At 43.8% G+C, this 24,269-nt stretch carries 24 protein-coding genes; 12 read left to right on the forward strand and 12 right to left on the reverse strand.

Annotated features, from left to right (window positions below; genetic code table 11):
* Positions 1-8: 8 nt before the first annotated feature.
* The 3 genes from hutX to AB4503_RS14770 all read left to right on the forward strand — a co-directional run bounded on the left by hutX (position 9) and on the right by AB4503_RS14770 (position 1,890).
* Positions 9-530 (forward strand): heme utilization cystosolic carrier protein HutX, encoded by a 522-nt coding sequence (gene hutX, locus AB4503_RS14760; protein ID WP_016784265.1) that lies wholly within the window; start codon positions 9-11, stop codon positions 528-530.
* A gap of 155 nt (positions 531-685) precedes the next feature.
* Entirely contained in the window at positions 686-1,216 is a 531-nt protein-coding gene (gene hutZ, locus AB4503_RS14765) for a heme utilization protein HutZ (protein ID WP_017064318.1), read from the forward strand.
* Positions 1,217-1,329: 113 nt separating this feature from the next.
* Positions 1,330-1,890, forward strand: a complete 561-nt coding sequence (locus AB4503_RS14770; protein ID WP_248642297.1) for an ATP:cob(I)alamin adenosyltransferase — start codon at positions 1,330-1,332, stop codon at positions 1,888-1,890.
* A gap of 94 nt (positions 1,891-1,984) precedes the next feature.
* On the opposite strand, the gene AB4503_RS14775 is transcribed toward AB4503_RS14770, so the two are convergent.
* A complete protein-coding gene (locus AB4503_RS14775; protein WP_017062751.1) occupies positions 1,985-2,899 on the reverse strand; it encodes a chemotaxis protein in 915 nt (304 codons plus the stop codon).
* Positions 2,900-3,069: 170 nt separating this feature from the next.
* Here AB4503_RS14775 and ppiC point away from each other — a divergent pair, with 170 nt between their 5' ends.
* Positions 3,070-3,390: a peptidylprolyl isomerase PpiC gene (gene ppiC, locus AB4503_RS14780; RefSeq protein ID WP_017630085.1), complete on the forward strand. Its 321-nt coding sequence runs from the start codon at positions 3,070-3,072 to the stop codon at positions 3,388-3,390.
* Positions 3,391-3,673: 283 nt separating this feature from the next.
* Positions 3,674-5,080, forward strand: a complete 1,407-nt coding sequence (locus tag AB4503_RS14785) for an alpha-amylase family glycosyl hydrolase (RefSeq protein ID WP_372110937.1) — start codon at positions 3,674-3,676, stop codon at positions 5,078-5,080.
* Positions 5,081-5,208: 128 nt separating this feature from the next.
* Here AB4503_RS14785 and AB4503_RS14790 read toward each other — a convergent pair whose 3' ends face one another.
* From AB4503_RS14790 to AB4503_RS14805, 4 genes are all read right to left on the reverse strand, one after another.
* A complete protein-coding gene (locus AB4503_RS14790; protein WP_017062748.1) occupies positions 5,209-7,080 on the reverse strand; it encodes a methyl-accepting chemotaxis protein in 1,872 nt (623 codons plus the stop codon).
* Between the two features lie 435 nt (positions 7,081-7,515).
* Positions 7,516-8,886, reverse strand: coding sequence for a YjiH family protein (locus AB4503_RS14795; protein ID WP_017067418.1), 1,371 nt, complete (start codon positions 8,884-8,886; stop codon positions 7,516-7,518).
* 228 nt (positions 8,887-9,114) lie between these two features.
* On the reverse strand, positions 9,115-9,789 hold the full coding sequence (locus tag AB4503_RS14800) for a YoaK family protein (RefSeq protein ID WP_017062746.1): 675 nt from the start codon (positions 9,787-9,789) through the stop codon (positions 9,115-9,117).
* Positions 9,790-9,964: 175 nt separating this feature from the next.
* Positions 9,965-10,447 carry a GFA family protein gene (locus AB4503_RS14805; protein WP_170926836.1) on the reverse strand — a complete coding sequence of 161 codons (483 nt, stop codon included), beginning with the start codon at positions 10,445-10,447 and terminating at the stop codon, positions 9,965-9,967.
* A 32-nt stretch (positions 10,448-10,479) separates the two neighbouring features.
* Between AB4503_RS14805 and AB4503_RS14810 the strand changes: the two genes are divergently transcribed.
* The 3 genes from AB4503_RS14810 to AB4503_RS14820 all read left to right on the forward strand — a co-directional run bounded on the left by AB4503_RS14810 (position 10,480) and on the right by AB4503_RS14820 (position 13,145).
* Positions 10,480-11,133 carry a hypothetical protein gene (locus tag AB4503_RS14810; RefSeq protein ID WP_372115271.1) on the forward strand — a complete coding sequence of 218 codons (654 nt, stop codon included), beginning with the start codon at positions 10,480-10,482 and terminating at the stop codon, positions 11,131-11,133.
* A gap of 124 nt (positions 11,134-11,257) precedes the next feature.
* The gene (locus AB4503_RS14815; protein ID WP_009845720.1) at positions 11,258-11,557 is read left to right on the forward strand and encodes an isoamylase early set domain-containing protein; all 300 of its coding nucleotides are present in this window, start codon (positions 11,258-11,260) and stop codon (positions 11,555-11,557) included.
* A gap of 277 nt (positions 11,558-11,834) precedes the next feature.
* Entirely contained in the window at positions 11,835-13,145 is a 1,311-nt protein-coding gene (locus AB4503_RS14820) for a peptidoglycan DD-metalloendopeptidase family protein (protein ID WP_108110734.1), read from the forward strand.
* A 106-nt stretch (positions 13,146-13,251) separates the two neighbouring features.
* On the opposite strand, the gene AB4503_RS14825 is transcribed toward AB4503_RS14820, so the two are convergent.
* Positions 13,252-15,096: a bifunctional diguanylate cyclase/phosphodiesterase gene (locus tag AB4503_RS14825; protein WP_065583705.1), complete on the reverse strand. Its 1,845-nt coding sequence runs from the start codon at positions 15,094-15,096 to the stop codon at positions 13,252-13,254.
* 142 nt (positions 15,097-15,238) lie between these two features.
* Entirely contained in the window at positions 15,239-16,135 is an 897-nt protein-coding gene (locus AB4503_RS14830) for a LysR family transcriptional regulator (protein WP_372115274.1), read from the reverse strand.
* A gap of 108 nt (positions 16,136-16,243) precedes the next feature.
* Here AB4503_RS14830 and AB4503_RS14835 point away from each other — a divergent pair, with 108 nt between their 5' ends.
* The 3 genes from AB4503_RS14835 (at position 16,244) to AB4503_RS14845 (ending at position 18,320) form a co-directional block, all read left to right on the forward strand.
* Positions 16,244-17,449 carry a multidrug effflux MFS transporter gene (locus AB4503_RS14835; RefSeq protein ID WP_372115276.1) on the forward strand — a complete coding sequence of 402 codons (1,206 nt, stop codon included), beginning with the start codon at positions 16,244-16,246 and terminating at the stop codon, positions 17,447-17,449.
* Between the two features lie 100 nt (positions 17,450-17,549).
* Entirely contained in the window at positions 17,550-17,900 is a 351-nt protein-coding gene (locus tag AB4503_RS14840) for a hypothetical protein (protein WP_017057980.1), read from the forward strand.
* A gap of 285 nt (positions 17,901-18,185) precedes the next feature.
* Positions 18,186-18,320 carry a hypothetical protein gene (locus tag AB4503_RS14845; RefSeq protein ID WP_010431176.1) on the forward strand — a complete coding sequence of 45 codons (135 nt, stop codon included), beginning with the start codon at positions 18,186-18,188 and terminating at the stop codon, positions 18,318-18,320.
* Positions 18,321-18,473: 153 nt separating this feature from the next.
* On the opposite strand, the gene AB4503_RS14850 is transcribed toward AB4503_RS14845, so the two are convergent.
* From AB4503_RS14850 to AB4503_RS14860, 3 genes are all read right to left on the reverse strand, one after another.
* A complete protein-coding gene (locus AB4503_RS14850) occupies positions 18,474-19,091 on the reverse strand; it encodes a glutaredoxin domain-containing protein (protein WP_050620585.1) in 618 nt (205 codons plus the stop codon).
* A 68-nt stretch (positions 19,092-19,159) separates the two neighbouring features.
* The gene (locus AB4503_RS14855) at positions 19,160-20,050 is read right to left on the reverse strand and encodes a DMT family transporter (protein ID WP_372115278.1); all 891 of its coding nucleotides are present in this window, start codon (positions 20,048-20,050) and stop codon (positions 19,160-19,162) included.
* A gap of 154 nt (positions 20,051-20,204) precedes the next feature.
* Positions 20,205-21,179, reverse strand: a complete 975-nt coding sequence (locus AB4503_RS14860) for a porin (RefSeq protein ID WP_017064330.1) — start codon at positions 21,177-21,179, stop codon at positions 20,205-20,207.
* Positions 21,180-21,555: 376 nt separating this feature from the next.
* Between AB4503_RS14860 and AB4503_RS14865 the strand changes: the two genes are divergently transcribed.
* Positions 21,556-22,572 carry a succinylglutamate desuccinylase/aspartoacylase family protein gene (locus AB4503_RS14865; protein WP_372115280.1) on the forward strand — a complete coding sequence of 339 codons (1,017 nt, stop codon included), beginning with the start codon at positions 21,556-21,558 and terminating at the stop codon, positions 22,570-22,572.
* A gap of 277 nt (positions 22,573-22,849) precedes the next feature.
* Here the strand turns inward: AB4503_RS14865 and AB4503_RS14870 are convergent, their stop codons facing one another.
* The gene (locus tag AB4503_RS14870) at positions 22,850-23,569 is read right to left on the reverse strand and encodes a DsbA family protein (RefSeq protein WP_102332667.1); all 720 of its coding nucleotides are present in this window, start codon (positions 23,567-23,569) and stop codon (positions 22,850-22,852) included.
* A gap of 127 nt (positions 23,570-23,696) precedes the next feature.
* On the reverse strand, positions 23,697-24,266 hold the full coding sequence (locus tag AB4503_RS14875) for a protein disulfide oxidoreductase (protein ID WP_102332666.1): 570 nt from the start codon (positions 24,264-24,266) through the stop codon (positions 23,697-23,699).
* Positions 24,267-24,269 lie beyond the last annotated feature (3 nt).

The raw sequence follows: 24,269 nt of genomic DNA on the forward strand, positions 1-24,269 counted from the left end.
CATATTCAATGACAGATACAACATTAGAAATGACAGAAACTCTAGAACAACGCGTAGCTTTAATTTTAGAAGAAGAGCCAAAACTACTGCCAACAGCAATTGCTGAGAAGCTAGGTGTTTCAGAGGTTGAAGTGGTTGCTGCTTTTCCAAACGACATGGCGGTAATGCTAGATGGCAGCCGTGCTCAAGAGATTCTAGAAGGTTTAGTGGGTTGGGGCCCTGTGACCACTATCGTGCATTCATTTGGTTCTATCTTTGAAGTTAAAGCGCCATTCCCGAAAGGTAAGGTAGCGCGTGGTTACTACAACCTAATGGGCAAAGAGGGCGAGCTTCATGGTCACCTTAAACTTGATAACGTTAAACATATCGGTTTGGTGAGCAAGGCGTTCATGGGTCGTGAAAGTCATTACTTCGGCTTCTTCAGTGAAACCGGTGAGAACATTTTTAAGATTTACCTAGGCCGCAACGAAAAGCGTGAGCTTATTGCCGACCAAGTAGAACGCTTCAAAGCGCTAAAAGAACAAGCTTAAGTTCAATTTACAGTAAATAATCAGCAGCAATCTTACATAGGGTTGCCAACTGGCTTAAACAAGACATCAATGCTCGAGGATCGTTTAGTTCGCTAATGATCGCTCAACCTTGGGCAAAAATAATAAATCAGAGAAAGTGAAGAAAGGAATTACCCATGGAACAGCAAGTAAAACAAGAACGTCTACAAGGTCGCCTAGGTCCAGAAATTAAAGAGTTTCGCCAAGAGCGCCGTACCCTTCAACTTGCAACGGTTGATGAAGAAGGTCGCCCGAACGTAAGTTACGCACCTTTCGTTCAGAACCAAGAAGGTTACTTTGTTCTAATTTCTGATATTGCTCGTCATGCTCGCAACTTGAAAGCGAACCCTCAGGTCTCTTTGATGATGATTGAAGACGAAGAGAGCTCGAAGCAACTTTACGCACGTAAACGTTTAACGTTTGATGCTCAAGCAAGTGTTGTGGAGCGTGAAACGGAACTTTGGACTCAAGTGATTGGCCAGATGCAAGAGCGTTTTGGTGAAATCATTGATGGTTTGAGCCAACTTCAAGACTTCTCTCTGTTTAACCTTAAAGCTGAGAACGGCCTGTTCGTTAAAGGCTTTGGTCAGGCATACCAAGTGTCAGGCGACGATCTGGTGGATTTCGTTCACCTACAAGAAGGTCACAGAAAAGTATCTAACGAGTAATCTCGTTTAATCGATTTCTTTAGGAGCCCTCCAATGTGAGGGCTTTTTTATGTCTAAATCAAAGAGTTTGGTATATTGGCGTTTGATGACTATTTATATGTAAGGATCGGTACGTGAAACCAGTAAGTCGAGATTGGGACGAGTTCTGTTACCCGTTTATTTATGAAGACAGTCCTATCTGTGATTTTGAGATTTTGTCGGATGAACTTTGTTGCCGAGTTGGATTGGTGTTGTCTTTAGAGCTAGAGCCTCAGGTTCGTGAGATCCTGCAACGCTTGCAGCCAAACATCTACCATTTGAATGGCTCTGTGCGCGGTAAGCTTGCCATCACCGAGTCTGAATTGGTCGAGCTCAAGCAAGATTATCATCGTATCCGTGAGCAGTTAGAAGGGGGGTTTAAAGGCTTTGTCTTACCCGGTGGACACCGAGTGTCTAGTGAACTTCACTTGTGTCGTTGTCAGGCTAAGAAAGTTGTGCGAGCTTTGGTGAGTATTGAACATCATGAAAGCAAAAAGTCGCCAGCCCCGATTCTTTTTAAATACGCCAACCTAGTCGCGAACACTCTCTATGCATTGGCCTCTTTTACCAATCATGTCAATGAAGTCGAGGAAGTGGAATTCGTGAGTAAGAGCTACTCTATGCCGAAAAAGTCTATGCCAGAAAACAAAGACTAACGGTTAGCTCTATTCTTATTAAGATTTGAAGAAAGAAGAGACTAAGAAGCTAAACCATTGAGCACTATGCTCGGTTTAGCTTCTAAAACAGAGCCTAAGCAGCCGTAGAGGCGCCGTTTAAGACTTTTGCACCGCGTAGCATAGCTTCGATTAATTCACCCGCGTTGAACTTCTCAAGCGCTTCATGCGCCCCCACCTGATTGGCACGGTCGACACAGATCTCACTGGACAGTGAGGTATGCAAAATACAGTAAGCGTGACTTAAAGCGCTGTCGTTTTGCACTTCAAATGCAAGCTCATAACCATCTAATCCCGGCATCTCGATATCACTCACCAGAAGATCAATGGCATTGCCAGCGCTGGCTTGGCGTCGCATTAGGTCGATGGCATCTAAGCCGTTGTTACATATGCTGTAAGGGATGTTGATGCTGTCTAAGGCATCAGATAACTGTTTACGTGCAATCAAAGAGTCATCCACTAATAAGATGTTCAATGCTTTGAGGCGTTCCCTTTCTACATCGGTCAGCATCGGGATATGAGCATTCTCATAAGCTGGGTAGATCTTAGAAAGCAGCAGTTCCACATCGAGCATTTGCACAATACGGTCTTCAAAACGTGTAATACCCGTTACAAACACATTGCGACCCACACTGGTGGGTGGAGATTCAATGCTCTTCCAGTCGCATTCAATGATTTTATCAATTGAACGAACCAAGAACGCCACAACTGTTCTCAAACAGTCAGTAACGATGAGTACACAATCTTGGTATTCAGCGGGTGTTATCGGACGGAAGCCAATCGCAGCGGACATATCAATCACAGGAACTGTAAGGTCGCGGATAGTCACTGTACCAATCACGTGATGATGGGAGTAGGGGATCTGAGTCATCGGCTGAAAAGGGACGATTTCTCTGACCTTAAGCGTGCCAATCGCAAAACTTTGAGTGAGGGACAACTTGAACATCAACATTCCCTGTGACTGACTCGCTTTACTGATCGGTTTGGCCATAAGTGGCTCCTACTTAATACGCGCTTAATTTATAAGGATTAATTTAAAGGGAAATGGAAGCCGCAGCAAGTCGCGATGCGGTTTTTAATGGCCTTTAAGGCAGTTGTTTTCGGTTATAGAGTGAAGAATAGCGGTTCTTGGGTTAAAATCACGCTAAATACTCGCTGTCGATGGTTAGTCGACAAGCAGACAGCAACAAACTGAGAATTATCATGGCAAGAACAGCAGCAGCGCTTCATATTCTGGTGAAGCATAAAGAACTAGCAGAAGACATCATGACACAGCTTAAAAAGGGCGCTAAATTTCAAACGCTAGCGAAGAAACATTCAACCTGTCCATCTGGTAAGAAGGGCGGCGACCTAGGTGAGTTCAAAAAAGGTCAAATGGTGCCTCAGTTTGATAAGGTTTGTTTCTCTGGCGAGACGCTTGTACCACACCTTGTGAAAACAAAATTCGGTTGGCATGTGGTGAAGGTTCTTTACAGAACTTAGTTATAAATATGTGTTAGATTGAATAAAAGGAGCGTATATACGCTCCTTTTTTGTGACTTTTGTGCGCGTTTTAAAGCACTACGGTTGAGTGTTCATCCCAGACGTTATGCGATAATTGGCGCTACGCCCTTAACTATCCGCCGTGACTAATCGGTGAGAGGAGGAGGGGTTTTAATGAGTAACTCATATAATAAATACCATCCTTAAGGAAATTTATGCAGCTTTGCCTTTTAGCCTTTGTATTTATCTAGAAAGCTGTAAACGAGTTTGGTAGGAGAACAACATGGAGAGTTCAGCTATGTTAAGCAATCCAGCGACAGATGTCATATTGCATGCCTTTGACTGGTGCTACGCTGACGTAATGAAGAACGCCCCACTGATCCAAGAGTTGGGTTATAAATCTGTTTTAGTATCACCGGCGATGAAATCGCTGCGCGGCCCTAAAGGTTGCGATCGAAATTCTGGTACTCAATGGTGGCAACGCTATCAGCCCCAAGACTATCGTGTGATCGATAATCAGTTGGGTGACACACAAGATTTTAAAGCGATGGTCGACACGTTAAAGCGACATGGGCTTCGTACTTATGTGGATGTGGTGTTTAACCACATGGCCAACGAATCGGGTATCCGCGGTGATCTAACGTATCCCAATCAGCAAGACATGGCGTCTTATCAAAAAGATGCTGACTATTATGAATCCATACGTTTGTTTGGTGACCTTTCTGAGCCTCTTTTTGATGAGAACGACTTCGTGGAAGCGTTTGGTATCAAGAACTGGAAAGACACGTGGGAAGTGCAAAACGGGCGTATTACCGGTGGCGCCAGCGATCCTGGCCTGCCAACGCTACTCGATAACGATAATGTGGTGGCACAACAAAGAGCCTACCTAAAAGCACTGAAAGAGATTGGTGTGAAAGGATTTCGCATTGATGCGGCAAAGCATATGACACTGGCACACCTACGCAAGGTGTGGACGGATGACATCTGCGAAGAAATGCACATCTTCGGTGAGATCATTACCGATGGCGGCGCGACAGAAGAAGAGTATGAGCTGTTCCTTGAGCCTTATCTTAAACACACTCGCTTAGGCGCTTACGATTTCCCGTTGTTCAACACCATCTTCAAAGCATTTGAAGAGCAGGGCAGCTTTAAGTCTTTGATTAACCCATACTGTTTTGGTCAGGCTCTGTCGAATATGCGAGCGATCACGTTTGCGGTCACTCATGATATTCCCAATAACGAGGTGTTTTTGGAGCATGTGATGGATGAAGTGGATGAGCGATTGGCTCATGCTTTCATTCTTGGTCGAGACGGCGGTGTGCCGCTTGTTTACAGTGAACTGAGCACCAGCGGTATTCTGGACAAGAGCGGTCAGCCTCGTTGGCTTAACGACTGGCAAGCGCCTTACATGAAAAGCATGATTCAATTCCATAACCATGTTCATGGCGAAGCGATGCGTGTGGTTGAAGCGAATGATGATTTGTTGGTGTTTGTCCGTGGCGATAAAGGCATTGTGGTGATCAACAAGTCGAAGCGAAGCAAAACAGCCTCATTAAATTGGACTGGTGCGGTAACCGATTTACTGTCGGATGATGTGTTTGAATGTGTTGGTAAGGATTTAACCATCAAGGTGGAATCGAACCAATGCATGATGTTAACGACGAATGAATTGAAGCCTGTCACGAGTTAACTTGGATAGACTAGAAAGAGAAGCCCCGCTTACTGGCAATCAGTAATCGGGGCTTTTTATTTTAAGCTATTGCTCGGTAACTAAACCAAATGGCGACTCAGCCAAACGGCAACTGAGCCAAACCTTGGTTAAACCGTAAACTTATTCAATAGCTCGTCTTGTTGGCGAACATTGTCAGTTTGCTGCTGCATTGCGGTATTCGCTTCTTGGGCCGCTGTTGATACTTGTGTTGAAAGGTCTTTGATCTTAACAGTGTTGTTATTGATCTCTTCCGCTACCAAGCTCTGCTCTTCTGCTGCTGAAGCAATTTGAATGTTCATATCTGAGATGCGTTGAATCGCGTCACGGATACGGTCAAGTGAAGAGTTCGCTTGCTGAGCGCGTTCAACGGCGTCAGTGGCTGTGTCTTTACTTTGGTTCATCGCGTTCGATACTGAGCTTGCACCCGCTTGGAGCTGCTCGATCATGTTGCGGATTTCCGTCGTCGATTCTTGAGTACGTTGTGCCAGAGTACGAACTTCATCGGCAACGACTGCGAAACCACGGCCTGATTCACCAGCACGCGCCGCTTCAATAGCCGCATTCAATGCCAGTAGGTTGGTTTGGTCTGCAATATCGTTGATTACTTTTAGAATTGTTTCGATGTTGGCTGTTGCTGATTCAAGTACTTGTACTTCGGCAACCGCTTGGTCGATACGTGCTGAAAGGTTATCAATCGCTTGAGTGGTGTCACTTACGACAGATGTGCCGTCTAGCGTTGCTTCGTCTGCTTCACGGGCTGCCGCTGCTGCGCCTTGAGCATTGTTTGCAACTTCAGTTGCAGTAACCGCCATCTCGTTCATTGCAGTCGCTAACTGTTCAAGCTCTTCCAGTTGGGTATTCATCGCTTTCGCTGATTCGCCTGCACCTTTAACCGTGATTTCAGTACCACGCTTAATTTCAACACCAATCGCTTTCGATTGAATGATCTGATTTTGCAGGTTTTCAGTAAAGGTGTTGAAACCTTTCGCTAGGTCAGAGAACTCTTGGTCTGTGTTGGTATCTAGGCGCTTAGTTAAATCACCTTGACCGCTCGCCACATCTTGAATGGCTTGGTTAAGCGCATCCAGTGGACGCATTAACACACGAATCAGAACAGTCAGTGCAATGATGCTGAGAATAACTGCAATCAACGAGTAGATCATTGAGCTGTTCTTCAATTCTTCAACGGTTTGGAACGCGATCTCTTCATCGAGGATTGCACCTATATACCAATCTTCACTAGGGATGTGGGTGAAATTAACTAGGAACATTTTGCCGTCGACTTCAATTTCTTGAGAGCCTTCACGAATAGTCGCTTGTGGCATGTAGCTTGATAGCGTTTCACCGTTGTTTTTCGCATTTGGGTGAGCAATCGTGGTGCCGTCGGCTGTTACTAGGAACAGGTAACCCGCATCAAACAAGTTCACTTGGTTGACCAAGGTAGCAAGGTTCGTTAATTCTAGGTCGTAGAACATACCCGCAGTAAAGCGGCCGTTGTCTTTAACTGGAGTACCTACTGATATGATGACTTTCTTACTTGATGCATCCACATAAGGAGCGGTAACAACTAAACTGTTTTTGGATTTAGCATCAATGTACCAAGGACGAATTCGTGGGTCGTAGTCTGGACCGGCATCCCAACCATCATCATTTTCAATAACGAAACCGTTTGCTTCATAACCAAAACCAACCGCTAGGAAGCTGTTTTTAAGCTTTGGCTTTTCTAAGATTTCTTTAACGTAAGCGCGATCTTCAGGGTTGATCTCGATGACTTCAGTCGTCGATTGAGCCAACGCTTTCTTGGCGTTCATCTCCGATACGACGGTATTTTTCACGCCCGAGACCATCTCTTTCAGGCTCGCATTGACGTGGTTTTCTACTGCACTTCTTACAGTGTAAAGTTGTTGTATTGAAAGCAATGATACTGTCACTAGCAGCAAGGCTGATGATGCAGCAACCACCTTATGGCTAAATTTCATTGAGTTTTCCCCTTCTCACAGGCTTTGCGAAGACTAAAGTTAATCGTGTTTTTGTAATTATATATATCGACTAGATTGGATTTTACTTGAATGTAATTTCACAAAATAGACTACAAAAATACAACAACCTAAACAATACAAAATTCACTAAATCACATATTTGTTGTTTTTAGTATTTGGTTCAATGAGTTGGGGAATGGGGCTAGACAGAGTTTAAGGAGGGATTAAGAATGTATTAATTTGACGATTATGCGTTCAGTTTTCTATTAACAAGAGGTGGGTTGAATAAATGATATGAAATCAAGTGATATACAGAACTTATAAATTGATTGAACTCTAAATAATGCTGTGTATATATTTGTGCTAATAAAAAGCCCCACAAAAGTGAGGCTTTATAAACTGAATCTTTATTGAGTTACATAAGTAGTATCTAATTTAGAATATTAGATGCGCTACACCAGCGATAACTGGAAGCGTAATTAACGTACGTAGAATAAAGATAATAAACAGTTCTAAGATGTTCACTGGAATCTTACTGCCTAGAAGTAGAGCGCCCACCTCAGACATGTAGATCAGCTGAGTTACCGACATTGCTGCAATAACAAAGCGAGTCATCTCGTTGTCGATAGAAGCCGCAAGGATTGCTGGGATAAACATATCCGCAAAACCAACAACAATCGTTTCAGATGCTGCAACCGCTTCAGGAACACCAAGTAGCTCTAGGAATGGAATGAAAGGCTGACCTAGGATTGAGAACACAGACGTGTATTCCGCAATAACCAGTGCCATTGTACCTAAACCCATAACAACAGGCAGTACGCCAAATACCATATCTACGGCGTTACGAACGCCTTCGCCAAATACAGATTTAGCCGACTTTACTTGAGATGCTTTATTTACCGCTAGCTCAAGACCCCAAGAGAACGTTGAGTGACCTGCTGGGATCGCGTCAGCGTCTTTGTGCGGCTTGCTGCCATCAATGAAAGTATCTTTCTTCATGCTTAGTGGTGGAAGGCGAGGGATGATCACCGCTGCCACAATACCCGCTAAACAGATTGCTGCGTAGAAAGGTAGGAACAGGTGCTCTAGTTCTACCTGAGCAATAACCACAAGACTGAATGTGATAGATACTGCTGAGAAAGTCGTACCAACAACCGCAGCTTCACGCTGAGTGTAGAATTTCTTCTCGTACTGTTTGCTTGTAAGCAGGATACCAACACTGCCGTCACCCAACCAAGAAGCCATACAGTCAATAGCACTGCGGCCTGGTAGGTTGAAGATTGGACGCATGATTTTACTTAGTAGCGTGCCAAACAGCTCTAGTAGACCAAAGTTAAGTAGAAGCGGAAGTAGCAAACCAGCAAAGATGAATACTGAGAACAGTGTCGGAAGCAGGCCTTCTAGAACCAGACCACCAGTATTTTCTTCCCAAATAACCTCAGGCCCAACTTGGAAGAAAGCCATAACGGCTGCAGCACCACCAATTAAACGAACCAGCAACCACAGTGGAGATGGGTTGAAAAGGCCGTTTAAAAATGAATTTGATGTAATGAATGTAGGCTTAAAAATGGTGCTTAAAACTGAAGCTACAGACATGAAAGCAACGATCGCAGTGATGATAGGAACTAGATATTCACCGAAAACCGCTTGAATTGATTTGGCTAAGATAGCTACAGGGATGGTTAGATCACCTTGATAGCTGATTGGCGCCATGAAAAGGAATAAACCAATCAATGATGGGATTAAGAAAACCCAGAAACTGCCTTTAGATTTCTCTGTTTGAGCAGTATTCTTGTTGTTAGACATGTTATTGTTCTCGAATTTCTACACGTAAAAAAGCCACATCCTTGGCATTTTTATTCACTAAACGTCCGTATTTTCTCATTGGGTGCAAGATTACCCAGTATTAATATCGCTTGCAATACTATTCATCAAATATCGCTAAATATTCATACTGGTTATTCTGCAACGTATTAAGAGTTTAGAATAAAGTGTTGCGGATGTTACGTAGTTTGAGGTTATATTGCCAGATATTTATAAATTGACTGGGGTTTCAGTTCGATAGGTCAAGTATAACCAGTAGCTAAACGCAATAATGAAAGCAAAAGAGGCAGGGAAAGCCAATGCCAAGATTTCGAAGCGTTGGAACAGACAAGCGCCAATTAAGCCGCCAAACAGGAAGCCAACCACAATGAAAATTAGCAGTTTGGCTTTACGGCGGTCAAAAGGCATCCCCTTTAAGCGAGCGCCAATCATGATCCCAAGATCGGTAATGATCCCGCTCATGTGTGTTGTTCGAATGATTGCCCCGCTGTAAGTGGTGATCATCGCGTTCTGCAAACCACACGCGGCTGAAGCGAAATACTGACCTGAAGTATAGCCTTGCAACAGTGTCCACAGCGCCAAAAACAGCAATCCACCCTCAATACATAGTGCAACACCGTAACGGCGTCCTAACTTCAATGCTTGGTTTTCAATAAAGAACCCGCTGAACGCCGCACCTAACATGAAGCTCATGATCACCAATAGGAGGTGAACAGAAGCCGAGGTCGGTGTAAGCAGGCTACTGCCTAGCAAAGACATGGTGCCGGAGATATGGGAGATAGCTTGATGTTGGAAGCCAAGTAAGCCGATAGCATTAACACTGCCAGCAAGACCAGCTAACAAAAGGGCGCCGTATTCAACCCAGCGAGGTAACTTAGAAATCATGTGGTTCACCCTGGGTTAAATAGAGGAGCAAGATTATAACGCTAGACAAAAGATACGCTAGCGCTGTGAAGCGGTGATATTTGATCTTAGGCAACAGTATTGCAGTTTGTTTTAATACTGTTGCTATATAAAGATAACGGTCAATAACGAGATAAAGATAACGCTCAATGACGAACTAGTTGTAATGGCTCATTTGGTGGTCGAACTTAACCCAACCGTGTTTGCGTTCTTCATAAACCGAAAAGCTCGGCAGTGGGAAGTCTTGCTCTTTAAATAATCCGAGCGGGACGATATAAAAATCAGCGGCGGCAACCGACTGCAAAAGCATGGTGGTGCCACACTTGGGACAAAACTGATAGGTGACTTCATTACCCGTATCGCTGATGCGTGAAAAAGAGGTCACTTCACCGCTGAGTGTAACTTGTTCTATTGGGAACCGAGCCTGAACGCCGAACACACTTCCGGTGCGTTTCTGACACTCATAGCAATGGCAGACAGATGTACGTTGAGGTTCACCTCGGCATACTAGGTTGACTGCTCCACAGCGGCATTCGCAACTTCTGATATTTCTATCTTTAATATGATTGATATCCATCCATGCTCCACTTCTGGTTAACCCTGTATTGATAATTATACTAAAGCCCTTTATGGTCTGCACAACTGGATGAAAACAAAAGAATATAATTGCCCATGAAAAAGAAAATCTTACCTATCCCTCTGATTCTACTGATTCCAATTGTCATGCTGGTTGTGGTGATAGTAGCGGGTATTTATCGCTTTAGCTTAAGTGATGAAGAGATCTTGGCGAAGTTTCCTTCTTCTCAAGTGAGTTATGACCCAGTCGTAGAAACCGTTTTTGATTTGAAGACGACCAATCCATGGACAATTAAAGTTCCTGAGACTAACGCCTACGCTTTTATCAATGAAGTTGATGAGCCTAGAGCCATCGCGTTTGGACGCTATGACTCAGGTGTTGAGCGCGGTGTGGTAACGGTAGACACCAATAATCTTTCAGCCGCCACGTTGGGCAAGGCGAGTTTCTTTGTCGCGCCGATGTGGATATCTAACCAAGGCAGCGGTGTTTTCTATTATCTAGGCCTGTTTAAGCATGACCTGCAACGAAGCCGTGTGGTGTTAGTCGACCAACTTTTACTGGGTGATCGTATACAAATTCAGACATTGGAGGTAGCTCAGCAGCCAGGTTCGCAATCACAGAATAAACTTACTGGGGAAGGTTTTATCGGCTTTACTCAGCATTCTGCGGAACAATCATTTGCAGAACCCCCTTCTGAAAAGGTGTTAATGAGTTTTTCTTTTGATACGCAATCAATTGGTAAGCAATAACGTTTTCGTGAATGTAAGGATCTGTTGTTTATGTGAGCCAAATTACATATTATCTTAGTTAGATGAATGAAATTTAGACACAGTTAGCTTTGTGTCCGCTTATTATTACAAATGGAGCTTGCGAATGATTAATAAACGTTTTTTTAAGACGAAAGATGAAGTTGAAGTGACCTTCGAGCTAGAAGCTCAAGAAGCGAACTCTGTATCCATCGTTGCTGACTTTCTTGATTGGAAAGCCACCCCAATGAAAAAACTGGCCAAAGGGAAGGTTTACAAGTTTAAAACTCGTCTACCTAAAGATGGCGAGTTTCAATTCCGCTACCTAGTTGATGACCAACAATGGGTGAACGATGCGAATGCTGACCGTTACATCCCAAATGAGTTTGGTGAAGACAACTGCTTAGTGTCGACGGTTAACGCATAGTCTTTGTCTTAAAATCAGCGACTAATTCGCTTCGTTTATTAATTATTCGAAACGGAATAACGTCAACCAATAGAAAGCAGAAACTAGCCGTTTCTGCTTTTTTATTTTTAAATTTAGCGGTTAATTTTATTTCTTATCTGGTGGCTCTTCATCTACGGCAACTCAATGACTTAGGCTAAGTTGGGAAGATTCACATCATATTATGACAATGCATTGATGATTTATGCGTTTGAAAAGCATATCCTATGCCTTTATATCGTAGAAAGACCTGTTTACCGTGTATTCAAAAATATTTCCCTCTCCGTTTGCTGAGCTTTCACCTGTAAAAAAAGTAGCTATTTTGGGACTGCCACTTATTGCTGCGATTGGTGTTGCTTTGCAATCGTCACAATCGGATCTGACGAAAACGATCGATCTTGATTTGCCCGACTCAACCGTTATTGAGTCAATTCTGTCACCATCTTCTGTTACCGTTATTGAGCCGCCGACATTTGAGTATCAAATTCAAACGGGCGATAACTTGAGTAGCATCTTCACTCAGCTTGGATTTTCTTACAAATCGATGATGAGCGTGATGGAAACTGATTTGAACTTCCTTGCTTTAGATACGCTTCGTCCGGGTAATACATTACGCTTTTGGCGTGATGAAGCGACCGGCGACCTTTCTAAAATGGAACTTCAATTTAGCGTCGCGGACAAAGTGGTTTACCGATTACTTGATGACGGCAGCTACGAATTCGAAGACATCTCTATTCCTGGTGAATGGAAGCAAAAACCTTTAGTGGGTGATATTCAAGGCAGCTTCTCTATGTCGGCGAACAAGGTTGGCCTGAGCAGTCTTGAGATTGACCATATTGTGACTCTTCTTAAAGATAAGCTGAACTTTAGCCGAGACCTACGTGCTGGCGATCAGTTTGAAGTGCTTCAAAAAGCGCAATATGTTGATGGTGTTGCAACCGGAAAACGTGAAATTGAAGCAATTAAGATCATGAATCGTAACCGCGTTGTGTCAGCATACTTACACACTGACGGACAATATTACGATGCTAATGGCGATAGCTTACAACGTGCTTTCCAACGTTACCCAGTGAGCAGTAGCTGGCGCCAAAGTTCTCAGTTTAACCCTAAGCGCTTACACCCTGTGACTGGCCGCATTTCACCGCACAACGGTACGGATTTCGCGACACCAATTGGCACACCTGTTCAAGCAACGGGTGATGGCAAAGTGATCATGACGCGTAAACACCCTTATGCGGGTAACTATGTGGTGATTCAACACGGTAGCACTTATAAAACGCGCTACTTGCACTTAAGCAAGATCCTTGTTCGTAAAGGACAAACGGTATCTCGTGGTCAACGTATTGGCCTATCGGGTAAAACGGGTCGAGTGACAGGTGCTCACTTGCACTATGAACTGATCGAACGTGGTCGCCCTGTTGATGCGATGAAAGCGAATATCCCAATGGCCGATTCTGTGCCTAAAAAGGAAAAAGCGACATTCACAGCCGCGAGAGATGAAGCCGACAAGCTATTGAAGGCAGCGTTAGAAACGCGCAATCTAGCAATGGTTAATAATGCTAGTAAGTAGCTAGCCATTAAACTGTTTTAAAGCCGCAAGAGCATCACAAAACACAGTCAGTGTTAAGTGATGCTCTTGCGGCTTTTTAGTTCTCAATAGAAGGTTCGGTAAGGGTTTAAACTAAAGGCTCTGAGTGCGCGACATAGCTAACGATAGCTTCAGGCCGCATTGGAGGTGAGTAGAGGTAACCTTGGATCTTGTCGCATCCCATCGCGTGCAGCTTTTCTAATTGCTCACGCTTCTCAACACCTTCCGCAACCAAAGATACATCGAGTCTATGGGCCAGTTGAACAATCAGCCATACTACGCTCTCTGAGGTCGAACTAGTTAACAAGTCTCGAATAAAGGTCGCATCAATTTTAATGCAATCGATAGGGTAGCTGTGGATGTAGTTCAAACTGGAGTAGCCTGTACCAAAGTCGTCGAGTGCAATCGTGAAGCCTTGTCCTCTCAGAAAGTTAAGCGCGGATTTTGTCTCTTGTGTTGGCGATAACAGAACGGTTTCGGTTAACTCGATAACAAACTCATTCGCCTTAAAATGGTGCTGTTCAATGGTTCGAGTCAGGTAGGATATATAACGTTTCGAATCAGTAAGCTCGTGCGCAGAGCAGTTGATTCCAAGTTTAACCTTGTAGCCCAAGCCTTGCTCTAGTGTGGTTTTAGCGCGGCACACCAATTCAATAATGCGTTCACCTAATTCGACAATCAGCCCTGACTCTTCTGCCACTTGAATAAACTCTACGGGTGAGATGTCTCCATGTCTGGCGGTTTTCCAGCGAGTCAGTACCTCGAAATATTCCCATTGCGTTTCACCTTGACCCACAATCGGCTGTACCACTACGTACATTCCATTGCTGTCGGGGATATAGCTTTGTGAAATTGGGTTTTCCAGCTCACTTCGTAGCGCTGCGACTAGCTCGGTTTTTCTTTGGTAACGAACTCTTAAGTGAGTGTCATAACATTGAATATGAGTATCTTGGCTGTGTTTACACTCTTTAAGCGCCAAGCTGGTATTGAAGATGATTTGCTCAACGTCTTTGTTGTCTCCATCCGAACTGGCAATACCGATGCTGACGTCGAAATCTATCTTGATATCAACGCTACTGTAGCCCTGCTTAATTTTGGCCAGTATTTGTTCGCACACGGCTATCGGATCAGAATGGTAGGTGATGAAGGCGAACTCGTTGCCAGCAGTCCGGAAAGTCAGGTTGCTTTCGGGTAAGGTTCTCCGCAAGGTTTCTGCGACAAATTGAAGTACTTTATCGCCAATATAATTGCCGTGCATGTCATTAATGGCTTTGAAGCTATTGATATCGAGTAAAGCCAATGTAAACGGAGTGACGCTCTGTTGAGTAATCGACTCTAAGGTATCTGATAAACAGCTTCGGTTGAGTAACCCGGTTAGGCTGTCGTGTGACACCTCATAACTAAGCTGATTTACAAGTTGTTCGGAACGATCGTTAAACCACATTTCACGCAAGGTGTGGATGATGATGTCGGCGAACAATTGATGGTGCTTTACCACGTCTTGTTGCTGATCAGGGCTAAGAGGCGAGGTGAACGTTGAAAACAGCACGCCCATCACTTCGCCACTTTGAGTTCGAGTCGGGATCGCGATGGAGTTTTGTGAGGTGATTTCCTGCCTAAATGCCGATGTTGGCAATGACTGGACGATGTACTGAGCAAATGAGCAATCTGGGTGTCTTTGATTGACGGCTTGTTGGTAGATGTGACCATGGCGCGCATTGATTTTGTCATGCAATACATGATCAGAATGGGCGATCACCAAAGGAACGGTTTGGTCAGGGAAGTACTTCTTCTCAATGATGCTGGTGTATTGAGTATCAAAGGTCTGATGTAAAGTAAGCACAGCTGACTCTAAAAGGTCGATACCTTCCAATTTCAGCAAACGGCCAATGCGCTCTGTGTCTATCATGCTGTTGTGCGTATGTTGAGTCATAGCCACCACCCCTAGTTAACCAGATTCACTGTGTAAGCGGTATACGTATTATCTTGTATATGTGCGAACTTGTATAATCTATATGCGTCAAGTTTATTATTGGCCGTGTTGTATAACTTTTCAAATTAAAATGTGACTTATTTCACAGAGCTTGCGTGCTACGCTCTTTGTCTAGCCTGTCTTTCAGATGGTCCAAAAAGAGCTTGGTTCGCGTGTGCGAGTAGTCAAGCTTAGGGTAGTACGCGTAAACCATCACTTCGTCGGCGGTAATATTTGGTAATACTGGAACCAGTGTCCCTTGTTTAAGATCCTCTTTGATCATTGCTTTGATGGTTAACAGTACGCCCATTCCTCGCTTGGCGGCATGAAACAAAGCCTCAGGGTTGGTGGTCGCAAAGTTACCGTTCAAAGTGATGCGCTGTCCTTTAGTTAGCGTGACTTCACGAATAGGACGCTCTCCCCATATTAAGGAGTTGTGCTGCTCTAAGTCTTGCCCGTTGATGGGATAACCATGTTTAGCCAAGTAACTTGGTGCGGCATAAAAGCTAGCTTTGTGTTCGAACAGTGGTGTTTTCTTGAAGCTTAACGAGTTGAGTTGTTCCAGTTCACGACTGATCACCAGGTCCAAGCCAAGCTCAGGTAATTGACCTGGCGTGGTGGTGATAAGCTGTACTTTAATGTCTGGATACTTTTCTAAGAAGTCGTCCATGTATTGCACGAGAAACTTAGAACCAACAGCAATGGTTGCGCCTATCTTTAGTAGGCCCGCAGGCGTTTGGTTAACCGATCGGGTTTCATCAATAATCGATTGCCAATTATCGAGCTGATCCTTGGCTCGCAGATAAAAGAGAGCCCCCGCTTCGGTTTGGCTGATTGAGCGCGTGGTGCGCTTTAATAGTTGAGTGCCGATACGTTCTTCTAACCAGTTCACTCTTTTGCTGATCGCTGAGGTGGTGGTATTGAGTTTACGCGCTGCGCCATTGAAGCTGCCTTCTTCCACCACTTTTACATAACTTTTTACGTTAAGAATCCAATCCATATTATTTCCTGTTGGGACTTAATTAAATTCCAATTTAGCTAATTATCAATTATTGGTTTTGAATGTAAACTCATCTGATGAACAAATAACAAACGAATAGGGAATTTTTTGAGCCAATCGACCTTTAAAAAAACACCGCTACTCTTAGCCATGATGATCATAGCTACAGGGCAGGTAGGGGTGAGTATCTATTTACCATCATTGCCGCTAATTGCTTCTGATTTAAGTGCTACTCAAGTAGATGTACAGCTGCTCGTTACGCTGTTTCTGGTGGGTTTTGGCTTGTCTCAGCTATTTTACGGACCGATGTCCGATGCGGTGGGAAGAAGACCTATTTTCTTGTTAGGTCAGGGTGTTTATTTGATTGGTACAGTCGTTTGTGTTGTGTTTTCTGACAATATGACGGCGCTAGAAGTTGGTCGCTTGCTACAAGGTTTAGGGGCGGGTAGTGCCTCGGTTCTTGGGCGAAGTGTGCTTCGTGACAGTTATGATGGCCCTCAGCTAACTAAAGCCTTGTCTTATATTTCTCTGACCGCTTCGATCATGCCGATCATTGCGCCTGTATTTGGTGGCTGGATTTCATTCCACCTTGGTTGGCAGGCGGTGTTCCTGTTCGTTTTATTGTATCTACTAGCGATATTTACACTGGGTTACTTTGTTCTGCATGAAACTTTGCCATACGGAAAGAGCCGCTTTGATGCGTGCCAAGTGGTGAATAACTACGGACGCTTGTTGACCAATCGCCAAGTGTTGACCAGTGCCAGTTACAACTGGATGAGCTACATGGCGAGTTTGGTATCGCTATCGTTGTTTCCATTCTTAATGCAAGAGCAATTGGGGCTGACCGCCGCTGAATATGGTTCATTAATGATTGTCCCTTCGGCAGGCTTACTGATAGGTAGCGTCGCTTTAAACTTACTCAATCGTAGGTTTAGTACGCCCCAACTGATGAGCCTAGCTATTTTGATTATCTTGGCATCGGGAACTTGGCTTCTTACTCATGAGTTATCCATCTTTAACTTAGTTTGGGCGTTTACTTGGTTGGCGATAGCACAAGGCATCTCGTTCCCATTATCAATCAGCATGTTATTAGAACCTCATAAGAAACAAGCGGGCGCAGTGTCGGCATTGTCTGGCTCAATTCAGATGTGTTTAGCGGGTTTATTGGGTGGGTATCTGGTAGAAAGTTGGGTCACGACTCATCTACAGTTAGGCGTGTTCTACCTCATTATTGGCGCAGCCATGGGCGGAGTGCTTTGGTCTTCAACCAAAATGAACAACAAAGGCGATACTGTTGAAGTGGAATATAGCTAAACACTAAATTCACTATCGTTTAACGCACCATCGTTAATACGTTGTATTTGTGCTGATGGTTTTCTACAATGCTTCGGTCCATTGAATAGGTAAGAACAAAATGCAGCAAAATGAATTTGAAGTACTGGTAAAAGCTATCTGCGCACTAGATGGCCTGCCTCAAGCGCTTGAGCTATTGAAATCCAATGAGGATACAGAAGTCGCTGAGGCTGCTGCATCACTGACTGGTCAATTTGCACTTGCTGAAGTGGAAGGCGAAAAGCGTATTTACCACGTGACGCTTCAAGAAAATGAACAAGGCGAAGAGCAAGAGTACATCGAACATGTTATGAATGAAGGCGATGACTTAATCAAATTTGCAGCTTGGTTCTTTGAAACGATGTTTGAATTGAAGCAAAAAGACACATACCAAATTGCCGGTAAAACTTACAGACAGCCAAAGCGCAGCTAGGTTTCTCAGTAAAGCATTTTAGAAAGCAGCTCTATTGAGCTGCTTTTTTTATCAGTGTCTAAATCAATGTCTTGGGTTGTTATTAGGAATGGAGCATTAAGCTCAAACCAGAATTTAGGTTAACTCATTGATATACAAAAACAATGCTGATTAGCACAGAGACAAAATTAGGCTAATTGCAAATGAATGCTTAATATTGCATTAAAGTGTGATTTAGATCTTGTTTTTGGGCGTTTTAAGTGTAGAATCCGCGCTAAAGAAAGTTGATTATGTGCGGAGATAAGCATGAATTACGAACTAGGCCACGCATACCTTGGTCAAATGGCAGCAAAAAACATGATGCACGAAGCATTGTACGGCACTTCAAAGCCAAAGAAACCATCGTTCTTTAAGCGAATGATGAAGAAAATGGCTAAATAAGCATTTTCAAAAACGGAATTTTAAAAGGCCTTAAACTCGATGAAGTTTAAGGCCTTTTTCGTTTTAGCGATTGGTGAAAGTTATCGCTTTGTTTTGTTGTGGATGGACACAAAAAATACCAATTAAGCTTCTGACTAATGGCTTTTAATGAACTCAGCCAGCAGATTGATTGGATAAGTCGACCACATTATTAGGGATGCTATCTAAGCCATTCTCTTTCATCCACGCTTCTAAGTTATCGGCACCACCGATGTACTTACCATCAAGCCAGATCTGCGGGACGGTGACCGGTGTTTTCTCACCAATGTGTGCCTTTACCTCTGGAATCATACGGTACAAAGCGGCGCTGTCTTTTACGACATCGTGGTATTGGTATTCAACACCCGCTTCATCCAACATTTTCTTTGCTTTAACACAGAATGGGCAGGTCGCCTTACCATAAACGATGTTGCCTTTTAGGCTGTCTCGTTTGGTCCACTCTTTGATCACCGATTGAACCAAGACTCCGCGATTAAGCGCTTCACCTTGGCTGACAACCTTGCCTTCAACAACAAGGATTGGAGCGTGCCAAGAGCCTAATTTTAGCGGCTCCCACCAGTGAGACAACCAATCTTTCACTTCCAATTCGACATCGACATCGGCCAATTCATTCTCAAAAGTATCCTTCAGAATGTCTTTGGTAAGGGTACATTCCCCACATGGGATATTAACTTTAAATGGACCCCAGCTGCCTGCCCAACGGTATAGTGTAATCTTGACTGGTTTCTTCATGGTTACGGCCTCTTTTGAATTCTCTTATCCATATAGAACGGACAGTCGAACTATTTATTTCACCAACCTTAAACTTTCTTCACTTTTGAAGGTTTTTTGGTTTCCCAGTGCGTTATAAATGCAACTGACGCAATAATAATAGCAGCCCCTAGCCATAAACGACCCGGTGGAACCCAACTAAATACAATCCAACCTGCTAAAACATTTAGCGGTAATTTGGCGTGGTCAAAAGGTTGCACAAACGAAGCATCAGCGACCGAGTAGGCTTTTACTATCGCCCATTGAGCGAGTGCCGTCATAACACCGATAACAATCAATATAGCCCAGATTGTACCGCCGCTTGGCGTTTGCCAACCTGGCGCAGCAAGCAGGATGTTAAATGGTGTGATTAATAGTAGAAGATAGACCACCATGGTTGAAGGACTGTCTTGCGAAGAGAGTTTTTTCACCATCAGTGAGTAGCATGCCCAGAAGAAAGCGGCACCGACTGGTAATAACGTTGCCCAGTTAAAATCTTCAGCCCACGGCTCTAGAATCACCATCGCACCCACGAAGCCTGCTAAGGTCGCGCCCCAGCGAGCAGCCCCAACTTTCTCTTTTAAGAAAAGCCCTGAACCAATGGTTGCAAACAATGGCGATGTCATGAGAAGGGCAATGCCTTGCCAAATTGGTACTGGGTAAGCCAGTGCCCATATCCAAAGTTGAATACCAATAACAGACAAGAAGACACGGAATACGTGCAATTTGAGGTTGTCGGTTTTTAGTGCGCGACGAATGCCCAGCGTTTTCAGATAAGGAAGAATAGCGAACAACGCGATGGCGTATTGAATGACGGCAACGGTGGTAGAAGTAAGTCCGAAATGAATGCTAGCAATTTGAGTTAGGCTGTTAATAACGGCAAAGGCTAGGCCTGCGGTTAGCATCCAGCTAGCGCCTTGGATCGGATGGTGTTGTGACATGATGCTTCTAATTATTTGATGTGGTACACCTATGATACGGATTTAGCACCACTTAACCAGAAAAAGCATTGATGAAGTCAGTCAGAATATTTGAATATGAAAAAAGGTTGAGCTATTGCCCAACCTTTTAGTCTGTATCTAAAGTCGATTTAGATTAGAAGTCGTAACGGATGCCCGCTTGTAGTTGGTCATCTTTATTGTCTCGCTGTTCAAACTTGTAACCAGCATATGTGCGAATGTGGCCGTTAAACTTGTACACCGCTTCAATAGCAAAGTTATTTGCTTCTTCGTCAGCCGCTTTATCGAACTCGCCGTAGTTGTATACGCCAATTAGTGATAGCTGTTTAGTTGCTTTGAAGATAGCTGAAAGCTCGTAGCCTGTGTAATCTTTATCTGCAACTGAAGCCATTGTGTATAGACCACCAACCGTAAACGCATCCATAGAAAATTGAGCTACAAGGTTGATTTGATCGTCATCGAAGTTACCATTCTTTTGAGAAACATAACCCGCACCAAGGTCAAAAGCGCCTAGGTTATACATAGCAGCAAGGCCAAAACTATCTGCATCTTTTTCATTTGCAGCGATGTAGTTAGCTTGTACCGTCAACGCGTCAAACTCGCCAGAGTAAAGGAAGTTATTCTCACGCTTATCTTTGTTGCCATCAACGGCATCAGCAGCATCTGCACCAAATGTTGCCATTGTATCTGTAATGTCAGTCAGCATTACCTGTGAAGAATCTTGCTTACCGTATGAGAACTCACCGAATTTGGTTCCTAAACCTGCGTAGTAGTAGCGATTGGTAAGAGATTCATTTTCAATTTTTACAGTATTGCCACTTCCGTCTTCGAACTCTGTTGTTGATGCGCTAGTGAACTCTGCTTCATACTTACCGAATCCATATAAACCGTCAGAAAGTTCAGATTTACCTGAAATATTCACACGAGCTCGTGACTTGTCTTTGAAAGAACTGTCAGATGCGCTTTCGTTGTTGTCAGATACGTTGAAACGAGCCTCCGCACGACCGCCAATTTTAAGTTCTGTACCATCAGAGCTGTAAACTGTTGCTGCTAGAGAAGAACCTGAAACTAGTGCTGCTACCACTGCAGAAGCTAGAACTGCCTTTTTCATAATCACTTACCTTGTATTTTAAAATCCGTGAGCAATGTGCTCTCCGTTTCGATATGAAGCTAATTTAGAGCAGCTAAATTAAGCTTTCATTTCTATAAAATTACATTTTCGTGAATAGGGAACTTTTTAAGTGTTGATTTTATTGCACTTTCATTTCAATAGACTGAGTGGTTTGTGAATGGTTATATAACTTATCGGTTCTTAAGTGCAGACTTTCACAAGCTTTTATTTAGGGGAAGTGATGATGATATGCGTGAGTATTATGGGAAAGTCAGAGCTTGTTCATCTTATTAACTGTTTGTACTGATTAAGATATCCTCTATGATGCAAAAACTTAGAAGAGAATAGATTTTGCTCAACAAGATGGAGACGTTGGATGAAAACAGAGTACTTAGGCGATGTTTTACAAGGTAGGCAGGTTATTGGCTCCTTGAATGTTGAAGACCTACCCGTTGGAGAGCACCAGTTTTGGTTTCAAGTCACCAGTGATGGGCTAGGGCAACCCAAGAACATGCCGGTTTCTGTTTTCAAAGGCAGTCAAGCAGGTCCTAAGTTGATGATCACCGCTGGTATTCACGGTGATGAGCTCAACGGTGTGTTGGCTGCTCAGCAAATTATCAGAGACTTAGTCGGTAAAACTCTCAAAGGCACGGTCACGATAGTGCCTACTGTGAACTTGTCGGGTTTGCTTAACCACAGCCGCGATTTTATCTCTTCGGATCCGGGCTCTTGCCCTGCCAACCTTAATCGACTTTTTCCGGGTGATGCGAATGGCTTAGCGGCAGAGCGCTTTGTTGCGTCTTTGTGGGATCGCTTACTCAAACACAATGCGACATTCGCCGTTGACCTACATACCCAAACTCGTGGCGCGGTCTACCCACTTTATGTTTTTGCTGACTACCGAATTGAACAATGCCTTGAAATGGCAAGGTTGATGACGCCAGATTGTGTTCTGAATGACCCAGGCGATCCAGGTATCTTAGAAACGGTTTGGAATCGAAGTGGAATTCCGAGCATCACGGTGGAAGTTGGTATGGGGAAATTTACTCAGCCTGACATGATTCAACGTGCGGTAGACGGTGTTTTTAACATGCTGTCTTATTATGAAATGTTCGAAATTAACCTAAATAACCCAGACAAAATGCAACTGCCGAGAATGGATTGGATAGAGGGTAATGATGTGGTTTCTATCCGCGCTGATATTGGTGGTTTTGTATTGCCGCAGGTTGAGCTTTTGCAAAGTGTCGAACAAGATGATCTGCTCGCCATCCAATATGATGCGTTCGGTAATGAATGTCGTCGTTATCACGCACCATCTTCTGGTCGTGTACTCAGCTATAACGTGGATGCATTAAGGGAGCCGGGCGCGCTTGTTTGTCGCTTGCTGAGTTAAGCAAAAAAAGACCGAGCAAGGCTCGGTCAAAGGACAGTTGTCTTGAGTTAACACGTCTTTGACTCATCGACAGAACTGCTTTTAGCGTAGCGAGGGTAAATTAAGAATCTATTGCGAGATGGTGACACTTCGACTTTTTTTGTTTCAAAACCATGACTTCAAAACTGTCGTTTCAAAGTGTTCTATTGTTTCGAAGCAATGAAAAAGCCGACTGCGGGTTGCGCGAGTCGGCTTTTATTCACTTCTCTTTCGAGTCTTTATCTCTATCTACACTCGACTAAAAAGCGTCATCCACGATATCTTTAAGTCGGTCGTAAGGCACATACCCTGGTAAAACATTTCCGTTCATCATCATGGTTGGAGTGCCCGTTAAGCCGAGTGCACTGAACGTTTGATGGTTAGTGGTTAGAACCTGGTTTTGTTCTTGAGTTGTTTTTAGTTCCGCCTCTGTTCCCGTCTTCTTGGCAACGGCTTCTAGTGAGCTTTTCGAGTGAATACCGCTTTTCGCCATCAGCAATCTATCAACTTCTGGGAACGCTTCTGGATTATCTTTCCATACTTTCATCGCGTATAGCGCTGCGTTGGTGTTTAGACCCGAAACCTGTTGCTGCTTAAATGATAGGTTGACATTGATGACCTTAATGTCGCTATTTTCAGAGGCCAGTTGAGTTAACCCTTTTTCTAAGCGCTTACAGAAAGGACAGTTGTAGTCGGTAAAATTAACGATGACCGATTTGCCATCTGGATTGCCAAGGATCGGGTGAGCGTCATTGTTGTACAACCAATCATGGCTTTCCGCTTGGGCTTTCTTAGCTTGCTCTTGACCTGCTACGTACTGCTCTAAACTGGTATGCAATCCAGAGATCGTCGATGGGTTTTCCTTCAGGAATTGATTAATTTCTTCAAGTTGTTGAGTTTGTTCTTTGTTTAATTCTGCGAAGGCATTAGTACTCATTAGTGAGCCTAAAATCAGTGCGCTTATCAGATGCTTTTTCATATTGTCTTTTCTCTAATTCGTGATAATCGTGAGCGCTTATTAGGTTGCGCTCACATTAATATTGTTTGTTAAACTGGCTGAGTTGGTTTATTCACTTAGCTTTGCTCTGTTTTTCTTTGTGAGCGAGTTAGGCAAAGTAGGTTCTTAACCACAGCCCTATAGGAGAAGTAACGCCTGTTGCGATACTGCTGATCTTTCCGTCTTTGATGATGACGATGCTTGGAGTGACATTAACGCCCCAACTTCTGCTGATTGCTCCAGAAAGATCATTGATAACAGGGAAGTCATACTCTTTTGCATCCAAGTAGCGCTGGACACGTTCGTCTGGACCAGACGATAGAGCGACCGAAACCACCTGATGGGAATCGCTGAAACTATTGACGGTTGGGCTTACAAATTTGCAGGCACCACACCATGTCGCCCAAAAATAGACAATGACTGGCTTACCATTTTTGCTTAGCTCGATAACATCAATATCTTCGCCTTGGAGCGATTGACCCACAATTGGAACCGCATCGCCCTGAGGCATACTTCTGCTGTGATAAAAGTCCATGGCAAATGAAACCACGCCAACGATCAATATCATTGAAACCAGCTCCTTTCCCCACTTCTTAAGACGACTTGGCTTTTTGGCCTCACCCTTTACTGCGTTGTCTGCAGTCGTGCTAGATTTCTCTTCATTGTTGGGAGTCTTCATCAG

Origin of the sequence: Vibrio sp. 10N.222.55.B11, from assembly GCF_041473705.1 — a bacterium.
GTDB classification, from domain to species: Bacteria; Pseudomonadota; Gammaproteobacteria; order Enterobacterales; family Vibrionaceae; genus Vibrio; species Vibrio crassostreae_C.